General features: G+C 70.2%; 14 protein-coding genes and 3 pseudogenes. 11 read left to right on the forward strand and 6 right to left on the reverse strand.

Annotated elements, in window-relative coordinates:
• Positions 1-478 precede the first annotated feature (478 nt).
• Positions 479-3,877 carry a S8 family serine peptidase gene (locus tag ACWDAS_RS38350; protein WP_450400238.1) on the forward strand — a complete coding sequence of 1,133 codons (3,399 nt, stop codon included), beginning with the start codon at positions 479-481 and terminating at the stop codon, positions 3,875-3,877.
• Here the strand turns inward: ACWDAS_RS38350 and ACWDAS_RS38355 are convergent.
• A complete protein-coding gene (locus ACWDAS_RS38355) occupies positions 3,862-4,209 on the reverse strand; it encodes a hypothetical protein (protein ID WP_450400239.1) in 348 nt (115 codons plus the stop codon). The genes ACWDAS_RS38350 and ACWDAS_RS38355 overlap by 16 nt on opposite strands.
• Positions 4,206-4,724, reverse strand: coding sequence for an AAA family ATPase (locus ACWDAS_RS38360; protein WP_450400241.1), 519 nt, complete (start codon positions 4,722-4,724; stop codon positions 4,206-4,208). Before ACWDAS_RS38360 ends, ACWDAS_RS38355 begins: the two co-directional genes overlap by 4 nt.
• Positions 4,725-5,708: 984 nt before the next feature.
• Between ACWDAS_RS38360 and ACWDAS_RS38365 the strand changes: the two genes are divergently transcribed.
• Positions 5,709-7,883, forward strand: coding sequence for a transposase (locus ACWDAS_RS38365; RefSeq protein ID WP_450400243.1), 2,175 nt, complete (start codon positions 5,709-5,711; stop codon positions 7,881-7,883).
• 204 nt (positions 7,884-8,087) lie between these two features.
• Here the strand turns inward: ACWDAS_RS38365 and ACWDAS_RS38370 are convergent, their stop codons facing one another.
• Positions 8,088-8,717, reverse strand: a complete 630-nt coding sequence (locus ACWDAS_RS38370) for a type III effector protein (RefSeq protein WP_067303830.1) — start codon at positions 8,715-8,717, stop codon at positions 8,088-8,090.
• Between the two features lie 128 nt (positions 8,718-8,845).
• Here ACWDAS_RS38370 and ACWDAS_RS38375 point away from each other — a divergent pair, with 128 nt between their 5' ends.
• The 4 genes and pseudogenes from ACWDAS_RS38375 to ACWDAS_RS38390 all read left to right on the forward strand — a co-directional run bounded on the left by ACWDAS_RS38375 (position 8,846) and on the right by ACWDAS_RS38390 (position 13,338).
• Positions 8,846-9,277: an Hsp20/alpha crystallin family protein gene (locus tag ACWDAS_RS38375; RefSeq protein WP_450400245.1), complete on the forward strand. Its 432-nt coding sequence runs from the start codon at positions 8,846-8,848 to the stop codon at positions 9,275-9,277.
• A gap of 102 nt (positions 9,278-9,379) precedes the next feature.
• Positions 9,380-9,775 carry a DUF2267 domain-containing protein gene (locus tag ACWDAS_RS38380; protein ID WP_067303826.1) on the forward strand — a complete coding sequence of 132 codons (396 nt, stop codon included), beginning with the start codon at positions 9,380-9,382 and terminating at the stop codon, positions 9,773-9,775.
• A gap of 71 nt (positions 9,776-9,846) precedes the next feature.
• Positions 9,847-10,068: pseudogene (locus tag ACWDAS_RS38385) on the forward strand (DUF2267 domain-containing protein); the annotation flags it as partial.
• 133 nt (positions 10,069-10,201) lie between these two features.
• Positions 10,202-13,338 (forward strand): annotated as a pseudogene (locus ACWDAS_RS38390) (Tn3 family transposase).
• Between the two features lie 45 nt (positions 13,339-13,383).
• Here ACWDAS_RS38390 and ACWDAS_RS38395 read toward each other — a convergent pair.
• On the reverse strand, positions 13,384-13,989 hold the full coding sequence (locus ACWDAS_RS38395) for a helix-turn-helix domain-containing protein (RefSeq protein WP_450400247.1): 606 nt from the start codon (positions 13,987-13,989) through the stop codon (positions 13,384-13,386).
• 142 nt (positions 13,990-14,131) lie between these two features.
• Here ACWDAS_RS38395 and ACWDAS_RS38400 point away from each other — a divergent pair, with 142 nt between their 5' ends.
• From ACWDAS_RS38400 to ACWDAS_RS38420, 5 genes and pseudogenes are all read left to right on the forward strand, one after another.
• The gene (locus ACWDAS_RS38400; protein ID WP_450400248.1) at positions 14,132-15,118 is read left to right on the forward strand and encodes an alpha/beta fold hydrolase; all 987 of its coding nucleotides are present in this window, start codon (positions 14,132-14,134) and stop codon (positions 15,116-15,118) included.
• Between the two features lie 226 nt (positions 15,119-15,344).
• A pseudogene (locus ACWDAS_RS38405) lies at positions 15,345-15,686 on the forward strand (zinc finger domain-containing protein); the annotation flags it as partial.
• Between the two features lie 121 nt (positions 15,687-15,807).
• Positions 15,808-16,437, forward strand: coding sequence for a recombinase family protein (locus ACWDAS_RS38410; RefSeq protein WP_450400256.1), 630 nt, complete (start codon positions 15,808-15,810; stop codon positions 16,435-16,437).
• A 257-nt stretch (positions 16,438-16,694) separates the two neighbouring features.
• A complete protein-coding gene (locus tag ACWDAS_RS38415) occupies positions 16,695-17,336 on the forward strand; it encodes a carbonic anhydrase (protein WP_450400249.1) in 642 nt (213 codons plus the stop codon).
• Between the two features lie 114 nt (positions 17,337-17,450).
• Positions 17,451-17,651, forward strand: a complete 201-nt coding sequence (locus ACWDAS_RS38420; protein ID WP_450400251.1) for a hypothetical protein — start codon at positions 17,451-17,453, stop codon at positions 17,649-17,651.
• Positions 17,652-17,671: 20 nt separating this feature from the next.
• Here ACWDAS_RS38420 and ACWDAS_RS38425 read toward each other — a convergent pair whose 3' ends face one another.
• Together ACWDAS_RS38425 and ACWDAS_RS38430 are read right to left on the reverse strand one after the other, a co-directional pair.
• Positions 17,672-18,649, reverse strand: a complete 978-nt coding sequence (locus ACWDAS_RS38425) for an L-threonylcarbamoyladenylate synthase (protein WP_450400252.1) — start codon at positions 18,647-18,649, stop codon at positions 17,672-17,674.
• A gap of 160 nt (positions 18,650-18,809) precedes the next feature.
• Positions 18,810-19,040 (reverse strand): hypothetical protein, encoded by a 231-nt coding sequence (locus tag ACWDAS_RS38430; protein WP_450400254.1) that lies wholly within the window; start codon positions 19,038-19,040, stop codon positions 18,810-18,812.
• Positions 19,041-19,173 lie beyond the last annotated feature (133 nt).

Genomic DNA, 19,173 nt, shown 5'->3' on the forward strand with positions numbered 1-19,173 from the left:
CCGCGCTGCAGAGGGTACCGGGGCCGGCTGGGCCACGGTGGAGGTGGGTCCGGGCACGCCGAGGACTTCGGCGAGGGCCCGGAGGGCGGCGTCGAGGTCCTGACGGAGGAAGCCGGCGAAACCGCGGACGGGTGCAGGAGCGTCTTGTTCGGCCTGGCGGATCCAGTCCATCAGCAGGTGCCCGCGGCGGTGGGTGACCAGGTCGTCCGCGCGGTCTCCTCCGAGATCTCCGCCAGCTCCACCCCACGCAACGACACGAACCCACCCCCTGAACACGACGACGGCCTGCACAACCCCAACGGCGTCGTGCAGGCCGTCGTCACGCAGGCTCCGGCCCCTTGGACGGGTGCGAACTCCGGTGCCTTGTCACCATTTATTGAGGTTCGTCCATGACGCAATAGCGACTTGTCGCTCTGTGGACACCGGAAAGTGCTGACCTGCGCCTTTTTCGACATCACGCTGTCACCTCATGAGATACATGAACGACAGGTGGCGCCTCGGGGGCCGGCGTCCCGGGTCGCGGCGTGCCGCGGCCACCACGGCCCTCGTGGCGCTGCTGGCCGGCCTGGCCGCCGCTCCCGCCGCGGCACGGGACCTCGCCGCAGACACCGAACGGAGCGGCACGGGCGCGCAGGGCGGAGCGACGGCGACCCGGACGCCGTTGGTCTCCCGGCACCAGGTCACCCTGATCACCGGCGACCGCGTCACGCTGGAGACGGACCGCTCGGGCAAGCAGAGTGTGTCGGTCGAGCCTGCCGAAGGTCGCGAGCGGCTCACGTTCGTCAAGCGGCAGGACGGCTCGGACTGGACGGTCATACCCGTCGACGCGCTTCCGCTGCTCGCAGCGGACCGCCTCGACAGGGCGCTGTTCAACGTATCGGCCCTGGTCAAGGGGAAGTACGCCGAACGCTCGAGCCTGCCGCTCATCGTCCAGTACGCGGGTGACGCGGGCACCGCCGGGAGCCGGCTCACCGCCGCCGGGGCCGACAAGGTCCGCCCCATCTCCGGAACCCCCTTCGCGACCCTCGCCGAACAGCGGGAGGACGCCGCGGGGTTCTGGCAGGGCATCGCTCCCGCCAAGGCGGGTGCCACTTCCTTCGGCGCGGGCGTCCGCCGGATCTGGCTCGACGGTCACTCCAAGGTCCAGCTCGACCGGACGGTGCCGCGCATCGGCGCCCCCCACGCCTGGGAGAAGGGCTACACCGGCGCCGGTGTCAAGGTGGCGGTGCTCGACACCGGCTACGACCCGAACCACCCGGACCTCAAGGGTCTCGTCGCGGACTCGTCGAACTTCACCACCGAGCCGAACACCGACGACCTGAACGGCCACGGCACGCATGTGACCTCGACGGTCGCCGGTTCCGGCGCGGCCTCCGGTGGCAGGTACAAGGGCGTGGCACCGGGCGCGCAGATCCTGTTCGGCAAGGTCTGCACCGCGGACGGCAACTGCGACAACTCCGCCATCATCGAGGGAATGGCCTGGGCCGCCCAGCACGGCGCCAAGGTGATCAGCCTCAGCCTGGGCGATACGGACACCCCGGAGACCGACGCCCTCGAGGCCATGGTCGGCACCGTCACCCGTGACTACGGCACCCTGGTCGTGGCCGCGGCCGGCAACAACGGCTCAGGCAGCAGGGTCTCCTCGCCTGCCTCCGCCGGCGGGGCGCTGGCCGTCGGCGCCGCCGAGGACGACGACGACCTCGCCGTCTTCAGCTCGGTCGGTCCGCGGACCGGCGACTCCGGCCTCAAGCCGGACCTCATCGCCCCCGGCGTCGGCGTCGTCGCCGCCAGGGCGGGCGGCACCACCGAAGACGACGGCTACATCGCGATGAGCGGCACCTCCATGGCCACGCCGCATGTGGCCGGAACCGCCGCGATCCTGTTCCAGCAGCACCCCGACTGGACGCCGGAGCAGGTCAAGCGCCAGCTGATGCAGTCGGCGACCGGCGCCAAGGAGCACGGCGCGTACTTCCAGGGCGCCGGGCGCGTCGACGTCGCGCGGGCGGTGGACCAGGAGGTCACCGCCGATCCCGCCGGACTGGACTTCGGGCTGATCCGCTGGACCGACGGCGCACGGCCGCCGGTGACCAAGACGATCACCTACCGCAACCCGGGCACGGAGCCGGTCACCCTCCAGCTCAAGCAGAACGCAAGCAGCGGGAAGAAGGACGTGCCCGCCCCCGAGGGCCTTTTCCGCCTCAGCGCCGACACGGTCACCGTGCCCGCGCACGGAACGGCGGACGTCACCCTCACCGCGACCCCGGAGGCCACCACGCTCTACGCCGCGTACAGCGGCGTGGTGAGCGCGGCCACCGCGGACGGGCAGGTCTCGCTGCGCGTCCCGTTCGGCATGGACCTCGAGCAGCCCTCCTACGACCTGCGCATCGACCTGAAGAGCCGCACCGGCACGGCCCCCGACATCGCCTACCTGCTCGTCCAGTCGGCCGACGGCAAGTCCTACGAGGTGGAAGCGCTCGGCAAGAACAGCACCGTGGTGCGGGTGCCGAAGGACACCTACTCGGTGAGCGGCTTCTTCTTCGACGCGTCCTTCACCGAGGGCATCATCGTCGGCGTGCCGAAGGTCGTGATGACCGCCGACCGGCAGGTCGCCATCGACGCCCGGAAGGCGAAGCCCGTCACCGTCTCGGCGCCGAGCCGCGCTGCGCGCATCATCTCGGCCGAGATCGGCACCATCAGCCTGCACCACGAGCTGCTCTCCGTCACCATGAGCAACGCGATCGGCACCGACCACATCGAGGGCGTGTACGCGACGCCGACGGCGCAGGCCCAGAACTCGAAGTTCACCTACCTGGTGAGCACCGTCTGGGGCGACCCCGCCGGCGCGGACGGGAACCCCTCGTCGGTCTACTACCTCACCCGGCCGGTGCACGGCGCCATCCCGGCCGATCCCGGTTACAACCCCCGCAAGTCGGAGCTGGCCAAGGTGAACACCACCTTCGCCGCCACCGCGCCGGGAGCCCCCGCCTTCCGTTTCGTCTACACGGATGTCGACGACCTGCGTATCGGCTGGCACATGATGAAGGGCGTTCCGGTTCCGAGCCAGCGGGTCGACTATTTCTCGGCGGCCGACGGCCTGCTCTGGCAGACCGCCTTCGACCAGTTCGACTTCCTCGCTCCGGACAGCCCGAACGGGCAGATGTACATCAGCACCCGGCACGGCTACAAGGCCGGAGCGACGGTCGAGGAGCGCTGGAATCAGGGCGTACAGGCCATGGGGTTCGCTCCCGAGGGGATGAACTCCTTCCGTGAGGGAGACACAATCCAGTACTCCATCCAGGACTCCGCCAACGGGAATCTCGACCTGGTGGCGGGAACGACGACCGCCAGCCGGCCCACGGCGCAGCTGAGGCGCAACGGTGAACTGGTCTCGGAATGGTGGGGTTATGCCCCGGTACCGGCCGATGCCACCCCCGCCGACTACCAGCTGAACCTCGAGGTGCAGCGCGACCGCAACCCCGTCTCCTCCATCTCCTCCGACGTGCGGGCGGAGTGGCGCTTCCGGTCGCAGACCACGACGACACGCCAGGCTCTGCCGCTGTACGCGGTGCGCATGTCGCCGGAGCTGGACGAGTGGAACCGTGCCAGGGCCGGAGACGCCCTCGACATCCCGGTGCTGATCCAGCGCACAGTCGGCGCCGCCGAGTCGCCGATCCGCACCCTCACCGTCGAGGTCTCCTACGACGAGGGCAGGACGTGGCAGTCGGCCGCCGTCAAGGGCGACGGCATGCAGCGCACCGTGACCGTGGACAGCCCGCGCCGCTTCTCGGGCGGATCGGTCAGCCTGCGCACCTACGTCAAGGACGCCGCGGGCAACTCCTTCAAGCAGACCGTCATCAAGGCCTACCTCCTCAAGTAGCCGCCGATGGCGCCGCGGGACCCGCCGGACACTTCGATGCCGTCGGTCAATTCGGACCCTGGTGCTTCGCCCCGTCGATCTACCGGTCGGCGGGGCGAAGTGCTGCGAAGGCTGGTGCAGGTACGGGCCCGTTGGGTGTGGCTGGTCAGGCCGGGGGAGTGGCTGCGCAGGGCCGCGGCGGCTTGGTCGGCCGCCTGGGGGTCGCTCGTGGCGAGGGCGGTGTCGGCCGCGGTGCAGATCCGGGCGTATTCCGGGTGGGGGGTGGTGTGGATGAGGCGGAGCAGCGCGGCGCGCATCTCAGTCAGTGCGGGGGTCGGGGTGGTGGTCGTCATGTGGGCTCCTGATCCAGGTCGGTCGGGACGGTGGGGGCGTGGATGGGGTAGACGGCGGCGAAGCCCTCGCGCATCAGGTGGGGCAGGGACTCCGTGGCCAGTTGGTGCTGCCAGCGGACGGTATCTTCGTGCACGCACGATTCGGGGGGTCGGAGGGCGTTCCTGGCCAGGCACACGTCCAGCTCGGCGACGATCGGGACGGCGATCGCCGGCCGGCCGTAATCGCGGGCGAGGGCGATCAGATCGTGGCGGTGCACGGCCTCCACGGACGTGTTGTCGACGATGGCGTAGTGGCCGCGGCGCAGCCGGATGGACAGGATGAGGGTCTGGATCGCGACCGCGTCGGCGGTGGCGTCCTGGTCGCTGGCGTCGTCTTCCCTGTTGGATTGGCGTGTTGAAGCGGATCGAGCAGGGGTGGATGAGTGTTGGGTTGGCGTACGTTCTGGGTGCCGACAGCTCGCCGAGAGGCGGGGGTCGGGTGCCTGTTCTGGTTGGGTGGGAGGACCTGGCGACACGTGAGGATCGTGTTGGGATTCATCCTGGGGATCCGATTCTTCTTTCTCCGGACTACCGGATCGACGAGGTACTGAGCCGGTATCTGTGCCGGTCGTCGTTCGCCCGTCTCGCGCAGGAGACGAAGCGCAACTACACGGACGACTACTGCCTGTTCTTCGATTTCCTGTGGGGTCGCGGGAAGTGGTGGAGCGAGGCGTCGGCGGACGATCTGTGGGACTTCGAGGACTGGCGGACTCGCTCGCCGCGGAATCCGTGCCGAGTCGGCGGGGCGCGGTGGAACCGCGGACTGGCCGCTCTCGCGCGGCTGTACGGGTGGGCGGTACAGGGCGACTACGTACTGGCGAACCCGGTGCTCATGCGTACGGTCACCGGTCGGACCGGCGAGGCCCGGCTGGTGCCGGTAGCGCGGGCGAAGAATGCGCGCACGAGCGAGGTGCGCTGGCTGACGCCGCGGGCTTTCCGCCGCTGGGTGGATGTGGGACTGCGCGGGCACGGCGCGGACGGGCTGCCGGACGCCGGGTGGGCGGGACAGCTGGCCGATCGCAACGCGGCCTTCGCTGACCTGCTGTTCTCCTCCGGGGTGCGTCTGACGGAGGGGGCCTCGCTGCTGACGCTGGAGCTGCCGCGTCTGCAGCTGGAGGGCGGCCGGTACTACGCGGGGCGTCTGGCGCGGGTGGTGACGAAGTCGAAGCGGGCGCGCACGTTCTATGCCTCCTCTGTCGTGGTCGGCGAGGTCGAGGGGTACGTGGAGTCGTCGCGCGCCCGGGTGGTGCGGCGGGCGCAGGCGGTGGGTCGGTACGACGGGCTGCCAAAGCGGCTGGTGACGCACGAGACGGGCCGGCGTCGTCGGCTGCTGCACTGGCGGGACCGGGACGGCGTGGTGGGTCAGACTCCCCTGACGGAGGCGACGGTGGATGAGCGGATGAGCTTGTTACATCGACGAGGGCGGCCCGGCTCAGGCCGCGCTGGTCAAAGCCGCGGCCATGACCGCCGAGGCCCGGCAGGCGCTGGACGGCCTGGACGAGGCGGCGACGGCCGAGGAGGTGGCCATGCAGCTCGACGGCGACGTCTCCCCGGCCCTGCTGGCCCTTACGAAGGCCCTGGTGGTGCAGGCTGGCGGGCTCGGCGCGGTCACCCAGACCGTGGAGGAGTTCGGCGGTTTCGACAAGCAGTACGAGCAGATCGAGAAGGTCTCCGCCCATCACGGCAGCTTCTGGGAGGTGCTGCTGTATGGGCAGATCGGCCGGGACCGGGCGGTGATGTTCGACCTCGCCGAGAAGCTGGAGTTCACCGCCACCAGCGAGGACGGGCGGGTGCTGGACGCGCTCGCGCACGCCCAGCGGCACCAGGCCGCCCGCGGGGAGTACATCACCGCCTTCGACGAGACGGGCCGGGAGGTGGACATCTCCTTCACCACCCAAAACTGGCGCAAGGCCGTACTCGACAAGACCCGCCCGGGCCAGTTCGTCCGCACGCACTTCGAGGCGATGGTCTTCACCGCCCTCGCCGAGGAACTGCGCACCGGCGACGTCGCGGTCGTCGGCTCGGAGGAGTACGCCGACTGGTCCCAGCAGCTGCTCGCGTGGGAGGCCGTGCAGGAGAAGCTAGGTGCCTACCTGGTGGAGGTCGGCCTCGCCGAGGAGGGCGAGACGGCCGAGTTCGACGCCGGGTTCTTCCGCCGGCAGTTGGAGGACAAGCTGCGGGACGCCGCCGCGGCGGCGGACGCCGGATACCCGGACAACGAGGGCCTGGTCATCGACCCGGAGACAGGCATCCCATCGCTCAAGCCGCACCGCGCGGAGGGGCAGCGGCCCTCGGCGAAGCGGCTGGAGGAGGAGATCAAGGCCAGGATGCCGGAGCGGTCGCTGATGGGCATCCTGGCCCGCACGGCGTACTGGGTGGAGTGGTGGCGGCGCTTCGGGCCGGCCTCCGGCAACGAGCCGAAGCTGGCCGACCCCTTCGGCCGCTACGTGATCACGACGTTCGTGAAGGGCACGAACATGGGCCCGTACGAGGCCGCGCGCCACATCCCCGGCGTCTCCGGGCATGAGTTGTTGTACACGGCGAACCGGCACTTCTTGATTGTGCTGCTGAACGAGGCGATCGCCGACCTGGTCAACGCGCACGCCCAGCTCGACATCTCCCAGGCGTGGGGCGATGGCACCGCGGTGGCCGCTGACGGCACGCACATGGACACCTACCTCGACAACCTGCTCGCCGAGACCTCCGTCAGGTACGGCAAGCCGGGCGCGATCGCCTACCACCACATCTCCGACACGTACATCGCGCTATTCACGCACTTCATCCCGTGCGGGGTGTGGGAGGCGGTCTACATCATCGAGGGCCTGCTGAAGAACACCTCCGAGGTCAAGCCGACCACCGTGCACGCCGACACCCAGGTCCAGTCCTTCCCGGTGTTCACACTCGCCCACCTGCTGGGCTTCGACCTGATGCCCCGCATCCGGAACTGGAAGGACTCCACGTTCTACCGGCCCAGCAAGCAGAGCGAGTACGTGCACATCGACGCCCTGTTCGGCGAGCCGGGCAAGAACGTCATCGACTGGGACCTGATGGAGTCACAGTTCCGGCACCTGATGCGGGTGGCCGTCTCGGTGCGGGAAAGAGCGATCTCCTCGTCCACGCTGCTCAAGCGGCTGCGGTCGGGATCGCGGAAGAACGCCACCTACACCGCCTTCCGCGAGGTCGGCCGCGTCATCCGCACCGTGCAACTGCTGCGCTACCTCACCGACGCCCCGCTGCGGCGGCGGGTGACCGCGGCGACGAACAAGGTCGAGTCGTTCAACCGGTTCTCCCAGTGGGTCGGCTTCGGCAACCGCGGCGTCATCGCCGACAACGACCCCGTCGAGCAGGAGAAGGCGATGAAGTTCAACGCGCTGCTGACGAACACGGTGATCTTCCACAACGCCCTGGATATCGCCGAGATCGTCCGCCAGCTGCTGGAGGAGGGCTGGACGATCGAGCCGGAGGACCTGGCGCACATCTTGCCGTACCTGACCGAGCACATCAACCGGTTCGGCGAGTACAGCACGCACGAGCTCGGCATCCAGCCGGAGGCGTACGACCCGAAGCTGGACGTGGACTTCACCCCACTGCGCGAGACGGACCCGGCCGTGGCCGGATTCGGTCAGGCCGCCTGAAAGGCCGGGGCCGGTCGGCAGACCCGGCACGAACCGGAGCCTCGGCACTCTGGCCGCCAACTTCATCAGCCCCTCACCAGGCCCTGCCCATTGAGGGAACGGGCCAGGTGAGACCGCAGGCCGGCCCCGTCGGTCTCCAGGCCACAACTCGTCCGCCTGGGGGCGGAGGCTGACTGGATGGTGTTGCGGTGCACCAGGGCGGGGTCAGGGGGGAGTGAGGCTGTCGAGTTGGGCGGCGAGGTCGGGGTGGGTGGCGGCCAGGTGGGGGCGGGCGGCGGTCAGGGGGGCGATGAGGTCTGCGGGATCGTTGTGGGCGAGAGCCGCGTGGAGCTCGCTGAGCGGGCGGCGGGCGGTGGGGGGCAGGTCGGTGAGGGCGGTGATCTGGCCGGCGAGGCGGCGCAGGTCGGCGGCGTTGCGGCGGGCCCAGGTGGCGGTGGTGCGCTTGGCGGCCCGGGCCTGGCGGGTGGCAGTGACGCGCTGTTCGCCGGTGGTTCCGGCGGGGCCGGGTCGGCCGCGCAGGTAGCGGCGTTCGGCGGCCTGGCGGCTGGTGACGCCGAGGGGGTGGGCGAGGTCGGCCCAGCTGGCGCCCGCATCGCGGGCGGTTTCGATCAAGCCGGTCTCCCATCCGGCGAGCTGCTCGCGGACCTGCCGCAGCAGCATCAGGGAGGCCAGGGCCTGCTCCGGGCCCGGCCCGGTGCCGGGGCTGCCAGGGGTCTCGTGCTGGGCTGTGTGCAGGGCGTCGTTTATGGCGTTGAGGGCCGCCGCGGCGGCGAGGAACGACGCCGGGCTGTGGGCGTCGGTGCTGGTTGTGGACGGCTGGTCTGCTGCGGTCACGGGCACCTCCCTCGTTGTGTCATCACGTAGACGACATCATGTTTGTCATCCATTGGATGACATGTTACAACGGTGTCAGTGCAGCGCATTGGCAGCAACTGCCTACAAACCGCTGGAGGTGTTTCACGATGTTGATGCGCACTGACCCCTTCCGTGAGCTGGACCGGCTGGCACAGCAGCTGATGGGCCCGGGCACCTGGTCCAAGCCGTCGGCGATGCCGATGGACGCCTATCGCGAGGGCGACGAGTACGTGGTGGCCTTCGACCTCCCCGGTATCACCGCGGACGCGATCGACATCGACGTCGAGCGGAACACGCTCACCGTCAAGGCCGAGCGCCGGCCAGTGGCGAAGGCCGACGACGTGCAGATGGAACTGTCCGAGCGGCCGCTAGGCGTCTTCTCCCGCCAGATCGTGCTCGCCGACACCCTCGACACCGAGCACATCCAGGCCGACTACGACGCGGGCGTGCTCACCCTGCGCATCCCGATCGCCGAGCGCGCCAAGCCCCGCAAGATCTCCATTGGCGTCGGCTCCGGCCGCAAGGAGATCTCCGGCTGACACCAGCCCGCCGGACCGGTGCGGAGGACAGGCACCTGATCTCCCCCTCATCACCCGTCCTCCGCACCCCTGGACAGTCCGAACAGGAAAGGGGCGGCCGAGATGACTCTGCGACGCGAAGCGTTCCTCGACCACGTGAGAGAACGCGGTGAGTACGAGACCGTGCAGGAAGCGGAGCGGGCGGCCCGCGTGGTCCTCGCCCTGCTCGGCGCGCACCTGGTCGGCGAGGTCCGAGCCCAGCTCGCCGCACGCCTGCCGGATGAATTCGCACTGATCCTGCTCAACCCGCTGCAGAGCGCCGAACCGCTGCCCCCCGAACGGTTCGTCCGCGCGACCGCGGCCTGGATCGAAGGCGCCACCGAGCACACCGCGACCTGGGACGTCAGCGCCGTCCTGTCCACGGTCGCCGACACCGCCGACGACGACCTGATGGGGCAGATCCTGCTCCAGCTCCCCGCCGGCTACGACCTCCTCTTCGGCCGCCCACAACCCACCTGACCAAGACCTGGGGTGGTGCCACACCCCCGGGCGCCACCCCATCCCGGCTCCGATGAAAGGCATGCACCGCAGTGATCACCGACGTACGCGCACCTCAAGGGCACCAGCAGCCGTACGGGACGGCTTACGAGCAGATGCTGGAGAAAGTCCGCTACGAGGGCGCCTACCCCACCCGCGAGAAGGCCGACGAAGCCGTCCGCCTCGTCCTGGGAGGGCTCGGGAGTCAGCTGACCGGCGACGAACGCGTCGACCTGGCCGCCTGCCTGCCCCTGGAGGCCGCACGGGTCCTGACCCGGGTGTGAGTAGTTGAGGTAAAGGAAATCCCGGTGAGAACGATCATGGTCGTCTAGTACACGTGATTGGCCTGGTGCGGGGGTTCGGAGGAAGATCCTCGATCGCTGTCGGGGCATGGCTACCGTCCGCCGCATGCCGGTGGAATTTTTAACTGATGAGCAGGCCGAGGCGTACGGGACGTTCACCGAGGTGCCCACCCGCCCGGAACTGGAGCGGTTCTTCTTTCTCGACGATGACGACCGTGACCTGATCGCCCTGCGTCGTACGGACGCACATCGCCTGGGCATGGCCCTGCAGATCTGCACGGTCCGCTACATCGGCCGGTTCCTCGGTGAGGACCCACTCGCGGTGCCGTGGGAGGCCGTGGAGTACCTGGCCGGGCAGCTCGGCATCGCCGACGCCTCGTGCGTGAAGCGGTACCCGGAGCGCCGATCGACGGTGTACGAGCACGCGGCGGAGATCCAGAAGCGGTTCAAGTACCGGGACTTCACCGATCGGAAGTGGGGTCGGGAGTTCCGCGGCTTCCTGTACGGGCGGGCGTGGACGCATGCCGAGGGGCCTGTGGCGCTGTTCAACCACGCGGTGACGTGGCTGCGGAAGAACCGGGTGCTGCTGCCCGGCGTTTCGGTGTTGGCCCGGCAGGTGTCGGAGGCCCGGACGGTTGCCGAGCGGCGCTTGTACGAGGCGGTGGCCCGCGCCGCGTCCCGGGCCGATCCGTCGCTCGCGCCGGCGCTGGCTGAGCTGCTGGTCGTGCCGGAGGGCAAGTGGGTCTCTGAGCTGGAGCGGCTGCGTACTCCGCCGACGAAGTCGACGGGTACGGCGATGGTGCGGGCCATGGAGCGGGTGGAGGAGATCTCGGCGTTCGCGCTGGGGCGGGTGAACCTGTCCCGGGTGCCGGTGAACCGGCTGTCCACTCTGGCCCGGTACGGACAGTTGAGCAAGGCGCAGACGATCGAGCGGGCGCCGGAGCCGCGGCGGACCGCGCCGTTGACGGCGGTGGTGCGTCAGTTGGAGGCGCAGGCGGTCGATGACGCGCTGGACCTGTTCGCGGTGCTGATGGCGAACCGGCTGATCAGCCCGGCCCGCCGGGCGTCGGACCGGGACCGTCTCGCGATGCTGCCGCAGCTGGAGAAGGCGGCCCGCATCCTGGCGAAGGCGTCGAAGATCCTCACCGAGGAGCGGGACCTGGTCGCCGAGGCCGGGACGGACCTGGACGTCAGCGCGTTGTGGGCGGCGGTCGAGGAGGCCGTGCCGCGTACGGCGGTCGTGGGGGCGGTCGCGACCGTGGAGGCCCTGGTGCCGGAGGACGACGGGTCGGCCGAGGCGGCGATGCGGGAGAAGCTGGCCCTGCGCTACAACACCGTCCGGCCCTTCCTGTCCCTGCTGGGTGAGTCGGACGCGCTCGGTGCGGCCCCGGCCGGGCGGCGGGTGCTCGCCGCGGTACGCCGGCTGCCCGCGCTGTCGCGGCGGCGGGTCAAGGACCGGCCGCTGCTGCCCCGCGAGGTCGACGCCGAACTCGTGCCGGCGATGTGGAAGCGGGCGGTGATCTCCAACTCGAAGCTGCCGCAGGGCTCGGTCGACCGTGACGCGTACGTGGTGTGCGTGCTGGAGCAGCTGCACCGCGCGCTGAACCGGCGGGACGTGTTCGCCTCGCCGTCGAACCGGTGGGCGGACCCGCGCGCGAGGCTGCTGGACGGGCCGCGGTGGGAGGCGATGAAGGCGGACGTGCTGGCGGGCCTGTCCCTGTCCGAGGACGCCGCCGAGCACCTGGACCAGCTGGTCCGGGCACTGGATGCCGCGTGGCGGCAGATGGCCGACCGGCTGGAAGAGGCCGGGGACGACGCGAAGGTGGAGGTCGTCGTCCCCGAGGGCGGCGGCAGGGCCAAGTTGTCGGTGGACAAGCTGGGTGCGGTGGGTGAGCCGGAGTCGCTGACCTGGCTGAAGAACACCACGGAGGCGATGCTCCCCCGGATCGAGCTGCCGGACCTGCTGTTCGAGGTCCATTCCTGGACCGGGTTCCTCGACGCCTTCGGCCATGTCTCCGAGCGGCGCACCCGCATGGAGGGCCTGCTCGTCTCCCTGGTCGCGCTGCTGGTCTCGCAGAGCTGCAACATCGGCCTGACCCCGGTCATCGACACGGAGAACAAGGCGCTGACCCGCTCGCGCCTGTCCCACGTCGACCAGAACTACGTGCGCGCCGACACCATCGCCGCGGCGAACGCCGCGCTCATCACCGCCCAGTCCCGTATCGAGCTGGCCAGATGTGGGGCGGTGGGCTGCTCGCATCCGTCGACGGCCTGCGCTTCGTCGTCCCCGTCAAGAGCATCAACACCGGCCCCTCGCCCAAGTACTACGGCTACAAACGCGGCGTGACCTGGCTCAATGCAGTAAACGACCAGGTGGCGGGGATCGGCGCGATGGTGGTGCGCGGCACGCCGCGCGACAGCCTGTACACGCTGGACACCCTGCTGAACCTCGACGGCGGGGTGAAGCCGGAGATGGTCGCGACCGACAACGCCTCGTACTCGGACATGGCCTTCGGCCTGTACAAGATGCTTGGCTTCCGCTTCGCCCCGCGCTTCCGGGACCTGGAAGACCAGCGGTTCTGGCGGGCCGACCTGCCCGACGACGGAGAGACGCCGGCCGCCGGGTACGGGCCGCTGGAGGCCGTCGCCTGCAACAAGGTCAACCTCAAGCGAATCGCCACGCACTGGCCGGACATGCTCCGGGTCGCCGGGTCGCTCATCACGAACCAGGTCCGGGCCTACGACCTGCTGCGGATGTTCGGCCGTGAGGGCCACCCCACCCCGCTGGGGGCTGCGTTCGCCGAGTACGGGCGGATCGACAAGACCATGCACCTGCTCGCCCTGGTCGACCCGGTGGACGACACCTACCGGCGGCTCATGAACCGGCAGCTTACCGTGCAGGAGTCCCGCCACCGCCTGGCCCGCGCGATCTGCCACGGCGGCCGGGGCCAGATCCGACAGGCGTACCGCGAGGGGCAGGAGGATCAGTTGGCCAGTCTGGTTCTCGTTCTCAATGCCGTCGTGCTGTGGAACACCCGCTACTTGGACGCTGCTGTTGCCCGGCTCCGCGCCGAGGGCCACGCCGTCAAGGACGAGGACGTCGCCCGGCTCTCCCCGCTCAAGGACCGGCACATCAACTTCCTGGGCCGCTACCTGTTCAACATCAAGGCCAGCGGCCCCGGCCAGGGCCTGCGCCCCTTCCGCGACCCCGACGCCGCTGAGGACGACGCGGAAGAGGCCTGACATCCTGGGCGTATCCGGGACGTCAGGCCGTTCGTTCGCTGCTTGCTACCGGGCCCTGGGGCCGGGGGCGGGCGGGGTGCGCGGTCGCAGGCGCTCTCCCTGCGGCCCGAACATGATCAGGTACTCGACCGGGCCGCCGGTGCCGGCGTTCGCGACCCCATGGGGATTGCGGGTGTCGAACTCGGCGACGTCCCCGGCGCTCAGGACGAGGTCCCGGTCGCCGAGTGCGAGCCACAGCCGCCCGTACAGGACGCACAGCCATTCCCAGCCGTCGTGGGAGACCTGCCGGGGCCGCGCGGGCGGCTCCTGGACGGCGGGTAGGACGTGTTTGTGGGCGTGCAGGCCCCCGACGTACCGGGTCAGCGGCAGCACCGCCTTGTCGTCGCCGAAACGCTGGAGCGCGGAGGTGCGGGGCTCGGCGGCGGGAGCGGTGCCGGCCAGCTCGTCCAGGGAGACGCCGTACTCCTTCGCCAACTGCAGCACCACTTCCAGGGTGGGCTTGCGTCGGCTGGTCTCGATCCGCGACAGCGTGCTCGGGGCGATGCCGGTCGCGCAGCTGACGCCGGTGAGCGTGGAGCCGCGGTGTTCGCGTGCGGCCCGCAGCCGGGGGCCCATCGCCGCCAGCGTGTCGGCCACGTCGTCGCCTGTCACCCGCTCTGCCCCCTTCCGGACGTGCCGCTCCACCATCCTGTCTGCAAGTTTGCCAGATTGGCAAGGGTAATCGCGGTGGACGGTCGCTGCGCCGCATGATCGATGCGTACCTGCGTCCACCCGCGAACCGAGAGAAGACCTCATGCAGCCCGAGCCGTCCGCCGCACTCCGCCACCGCACCGTCGAGGCCCCTGCCGGGCGCCTGCACCTGGTCGAGCAGGGCACCGGCCCGCTGGTCCTGCTCGTGCACGGCTTCCCCGAGTCCTGGTACTCCTGGCGCCGCCAGCTCCCGGCCCTCGCCGCGGCCGGCTACCGGGCGGTGGCGCTCGACGTGCGCGGCTACGGCCGCTCCTCCAAGCCTGCGGAGACCGATGCCTACCGGATGCTGGACCTGGTGGAGGACAACGTCGCCCTCGTGCACGCCCTCGGCGAGGAGAACGCGGTGGTCGTCGGCTACGACTGGGGCTCCAACATCGCCGCCACCTCCGCCCTGCTCCACCCCGAGGTCTTCCGGGCCGTCGCCCTGCTGAGCGTCCCGTACGCGCCACCCGGCGGCCCCCGCCCCACCGACATCTTCGGCCAGATCGGCGGCCCCGAGCAGGAGTTCCACGTCTCCTACTTCCAGGAGCCCGGCCGCGCCGAGACGGAGATCGAGCCTGACGTGCGGGGCTGGCTCGCGGGCTTCTACGCCGCCCTGTCCGCCGATACCATGGCCGCCCAGGGCGAGCCCGACCCGCACTTCGTCGCCCACGGCGGCCAGCTGCGTGACCGTTTTCCCGCCGGCATCCTCCCGGCCTGGCTGGCCGAGGACGACCTCGACGTTTACGCCGGAGAGTTCGAGCGCACGGGTCTGACGGGCGCCCTCAACCGCTACCGCAACGTGGACCGCGACTGGGAGGACCTCGCCCCCCACCGCGGAGCCCCGATCAAGCAGCCGTCCCTGTTCATCGGCGGCGCCCTGGACGCCTCCACCACCTGGATGTCCGACGCTATCGACGCCTTCCCCACCACCCTCCCCGGCCTGACCGCCTCCCACCTCGTAGAGGGCTGCGGCCACTGGATCCAGCAGGAACGCCCCGAGGAGATCAACCGTCTGCTGACCGGCTGGCTCAACACCCTCACGGGTTGAACCGCCAGGCGCGGCCGGGGCTTCTGTACACGGAACAGAAGCCCCGGCGGCGTACCCGAGCGCAGCGGCTACGGCCGGGTGCTGCGTGATTCTCACAAATGGACCGGTTGCGAGAGTTCTGCGAGAGCCTCGGGGTCGATCACGTTTCCGCAGGTCGCGACTCGCAGAATTCCTCTCAAAACCTAGGTGTTGTGCGAGACAGTTCTGACAGACTTCAGGGGCGGATCTGACGCCCGATCAAGCCGCAAACGCGGTAGAACGAAACGACTGTCCGAAGTGTGAAGCCCAGGCTGGCAGCCCGTGCCGCACCCGCGGCGGGAAGACCGCCACGAAGTACCACACCGCCCGCTTCATCCTCGTGCCCGCGCTCCGGGAGGAACTCGACGTCCTCGTGCCGGAGGACCGCGGCCCGGGACGGCCGTGGAAGCCGGGCCCGTCCGCCGAGGCTCTGCCTGCCGCCTCGGCGGCAAAGCCGATCCGGATCGGGTACGCGCGCTGCTCGACCGCCCAGCAGGAACTCCAGTCCCAACTCGACGCGCTGGAACCGGTCTGCAAGCGGATCTTCTCCGAGAAGATCAGCACCCGGGTGAAGACTCGGCCGAAGCTTCAGGGCGCTGAAGCTGGCGTACGACATCAAGGAGGCCGCCCCCGACCGGGAGGTCATCCTCACCGTCCACGAGCTCAAGCGCCTGGCCCGCAACGCCGCCGAACTGATGACGCTGTCCGGACAGCTCCAGGCGGTCGGCGTCCAGCTCGAACTCCTCACCGGACCGCTCAGCGGCATCTACGACCCCAATGGCATGGGCGCGATGTTCTTCGCCGTCCTGGCCGCCGCAGCCCAGATCGAGCGCAACTACATCCGGGAGAAGACCCTGGAGGGCCAGGTGACTGCCGCGGCCAAGGGCAACCATGGCGGACGGCCCAAGGTCATCGACGAGGACATGCTTCTCTTCGCCCGTGCGCTGAAGGACCGCGGTGTCCCTGTACCGGAGATCGCGAAGAAGCTGATGATCAAGACCGGCAAGAACGCAGGCAAACATCCTTCGATCGCCTCGCTGTACCGCGCGCTCGCCGAAGCCGAGGCGACCGAGGCACCGGCCGGGCCGAAGATCATCGCCCCGCGTCGGCCGCCCCGGGTGGACCTCACCGGCCCCGGCAGCGGCACCGACCCCGAGCTGATGGATCGCCTCACGCAGCAGGTTCTCGACGGCACGAGCGACGAGGTGATTGACGCGCTCACTGAGCAGACCGACGACGGAGCGAAGGACGTGGTGCCCCAGCTGCTGGCGCAGGCCCGCAACGGCGGGGATGGCGAGTGATCCCGGGCGGTCCACCCTCGTTCGGCCGACAGCGCGGGCGGCACCTGGCTCGTTGTGCGGATGCGGACGACGAACGGAGGGTCCTGGACCGGTCGGCGTACGGGCGGGGCAGCACCGTCGCGCGCTGAGGTTCCCTACCGAGGCCGCTCTCGCCGGGCGCCTGGGGGTGATGGCAAGGCCGTCGGTGTGGCCCGACCTGGTGAGCTCCAGCGGGACCAGGCGGTGCGACGGCTGGTGCCGGCTCGTAGGCTGCCGCCATGACCGAGATCCAGAACCCGACGCCCCGCGGCGCCTTCGAGCTGCTCATGGCCGGTAACCAGCGCTTCGTCTCAGGCGCCCCCGAGCACCCGAACCAGGACGCCATGCGCCGCACCGAGATCGCACCGGCACAGCAGCCCTTCGCCGTGCTGTTCGGGTGCTCCGACTCCCGGCTGGCCGCCGAAATCATCTTCGACCGCGGCCTGGGCGACCTGTTCGTGGTGCGCACCGCGGGACATGTCGCCGGTGCAGAAGCCCTTGGTTCCATCGAGTACGGCGTGAGCGTGCTCGACGCCCCGCTCGTCGTCGTGCTCGGCCACGACTCGTGCGGGGCCATCGCAGCCGCCCGTGCCGCAGCCGACGGCGGCAGGGTGCCCGGCGGCTTCGTCCGTGACGTTGTCGAACGGGTGACCCCGAGCGTGCTGGCAGCCCGCGCCGCCGGACGCGACCAGGCCGACGAGATCCTGGCCGAGCACATCGAGCACACCGTGGACCTGCTGCTCGAGCGCTCTCGCGCCCTGGCCGAACGGGTGGCCGCAGGCCGCCTCGGCGTGGTGGGGCTGTCCTACCGGCTGGCCGACGGCAGTGCACAGCTCGTCGCCTCTCGCGGCCTTGATGCGGCGGTCCCTGCCGCGTCCTGACCATCCCGGCCGTGGCTGCCCCAGCGTGATTTGCCCCGGTGCGAGGAGACCCGTATACGTGGATGGGGAACCCACCGGGTTCACCGCTCGATCACGCCGGAAGGGCACCGCCCGATGGCTCACGGAGCCGACCACGCGTCCAGCACCGTCCCCCGCGCCGACCTGGCGCGGGCCGCGGGCTGCGAGGTGTGCCTGGGATGGGGAACGGTCGTCACCGACGACGGGCGGCACGAGCTGTGCCCGGTCTGCCAGACCGGCGGAAGCTCAGCCGAATCCGCCACGAATCCGCCAGGCCCCGGCGCCCGGGAGCAGTAAGGGCAGGGTGTCGGCGCTGGTCATACGGTGGTCCGGGGCCCCGCGGCGCGGCGGAGCCGGTTGGCGATCGCCAGTCCCAGCCGCTCCTCCGCCGGCAGGGACGCGACGATGAGGTCGCACCCCCGCTGGTCGAGTTCGCGCAGGAACCCGTACAACCCGCGCGCGTAGGCGGCCATCGAACCGGGGACCTGCACCACCGCGTGCGCCTTCACCTCGGCGCCGGCGAAGGCGGCAGGAAGAAAGACGCCGACCCGGTGCCCCAGCTCCTGCGCCAGCTCCGCCTCGGCGACGACCTTCTCCGGCCCGACCAGGACGACCCGAGCACGCGGCGCGTAGTGCGACGGATGCTGGCCTGGCACCCGGATGTGGCTGGTCGCAGGGACCGCGAGCGGGCATCCCAGCACTGCTTCGAGGTCCTCACGCGTCACCCCGCCGGGCCGCAGGATGGTCGGGATCTCGCCGGTGGCGTCGACGATGGTCGACTCGACACCGACCTCGCAGGGGCCGCCGTCCAGCACGTAGTCGACGGCGTCGCCGAGCTCGGCACGGACGTTGTCCGCGGTCGTGGGGCTCACCGAGCCGAAGCGGTTGGCGGACGGGGCCGTGACACCGCCGCCGAAGGCCGACAGCAGCGCGAGTGCCACGGGGTGGTCGGGCACGCGCACGGCCACCGTCTCCAAGCCACCGGTCGCCTCCAGAGGCACCCGGCGCCCGCGCCGCAGGACCAGCGTGAGGGGCCCCGGCCAGAAGCGTTCGGCCAGCAGGCGGGCCGTCGCGGGCACGTCCTCGACCCAGTCGTCCAGGTGCTCCGCGCTCCCAATGTGGACGATCAGCGGGTGCGAGGGCGGACGCCCCTTGACCTGGAAGATGCGCGAGACGGCGGCGGGGTCCTCCGCGTTGGCGCCCAGTCCGTAGACGGTCTCGGTCGGGAGAGCCACCAGGCCGCCGGCACGCAGCACACCGGCCGCCTTCTCGATGTCACTGGTTCTTGCCGTCACCCTCGCAATCCTAGGAGCACAGAGGACCGGCGACGGCCATGATCGATCCCAGCGCCAACTGCGGCCTCACTGAACCCGGGCCGCTCAAGATCAACTACTGGCGGCCTTGGCGCTTATCTCGGCGACACCCCAGCCACCCCGCACACCAGGACTCTGCTCATCAATCACGGAGCAAGATCATCCCATGGCCCCTTTTGGGCTCACCTCGGCGATACCCCGTGTTGGTCACCAGCTCGCTCACCACCAGCTGGACCATGCCCTGCGCAGGGGCGGACACCGTCAGCCCGTGCAGGGCATGCAGATCTGCCAGGAACGACCGGGCCAGGTCGCGAGCTGCGGCGATGCCCTTGCTGCCCTCGAACGCGGCGGAAACCGATATCGGACGGTCCACGAACGACTGGGAGCCCTCATTCTGCCTAGAAGACTGCCGAAAATCTCGGGTTCTGGCCCCGGCTCTGTGGAGTCGGGGCCAGTCTTGTAGGCATGCAGGGGGAATGGGCCGGGGAGTCGGTCGGGCCGGATGT

This window comes from Streptomyces sp. NPDC001070 (assembly GCF_053598835.1).

Coding starts and splice junctions, on each gene's coding strand:
- ACWDAS_RS38400 (WP_450400248.1), top strand. CDS start 14,132: ATGCAGCCCGAGCCGTCCGCCGCACTCCGCCACCGCACCGTCGAGGCC.
- ACWDAS_RS38380 (WP_067303826.1), top strand. CDS start 9,380: ATGACTCTGCGACGCGAAGCGTTCCTCGACCACGTGAGAGAACGCGGT.
- ACWDAS_RS38375 (WP_450400245.1), top strand. CDS start 8,846: ATGTTGATGCGCACTGACCCCTTCCGTGAGCTGGACCGGCTGGCACAG.
- ACWDAS_RS38365 (WP_450400243.1), top strand. CDS start 5,709: ATGACCGCCGAGGCCCGGCAGGCGCTGGACGGCCTGGACGAGGCGGCG.
- ACWDAS_RS38355 (WP_450400239.1), bottom strand. CDS start 4,209: ATGACGACCACCACCCCGACCCCCGCACTGACTGAGATGCGCGCCGCG.
- ACWDAS_RS38420 (WP_450400251.1), top strand. CDS start 17,451: ATGGCTCACGGAGCCGACCACGCGTCCAGCACCGTCCCCCGCGCCGAC.
- ACWDAS_RS38415 (WP_450400249.1), top strand. CDS start 16,695: ATGACCGAGATCCAGAACCCGACGCCCCGCGGCGCCTTCGAGCTGCTC.
- ACWDAS_RS38350 (WP_450400238.1), top strand. CDS start 479: ATGAACGACAGGTGGCGCCTCGGGGGCCGGCGTCCCGGGTCGCGGCGT.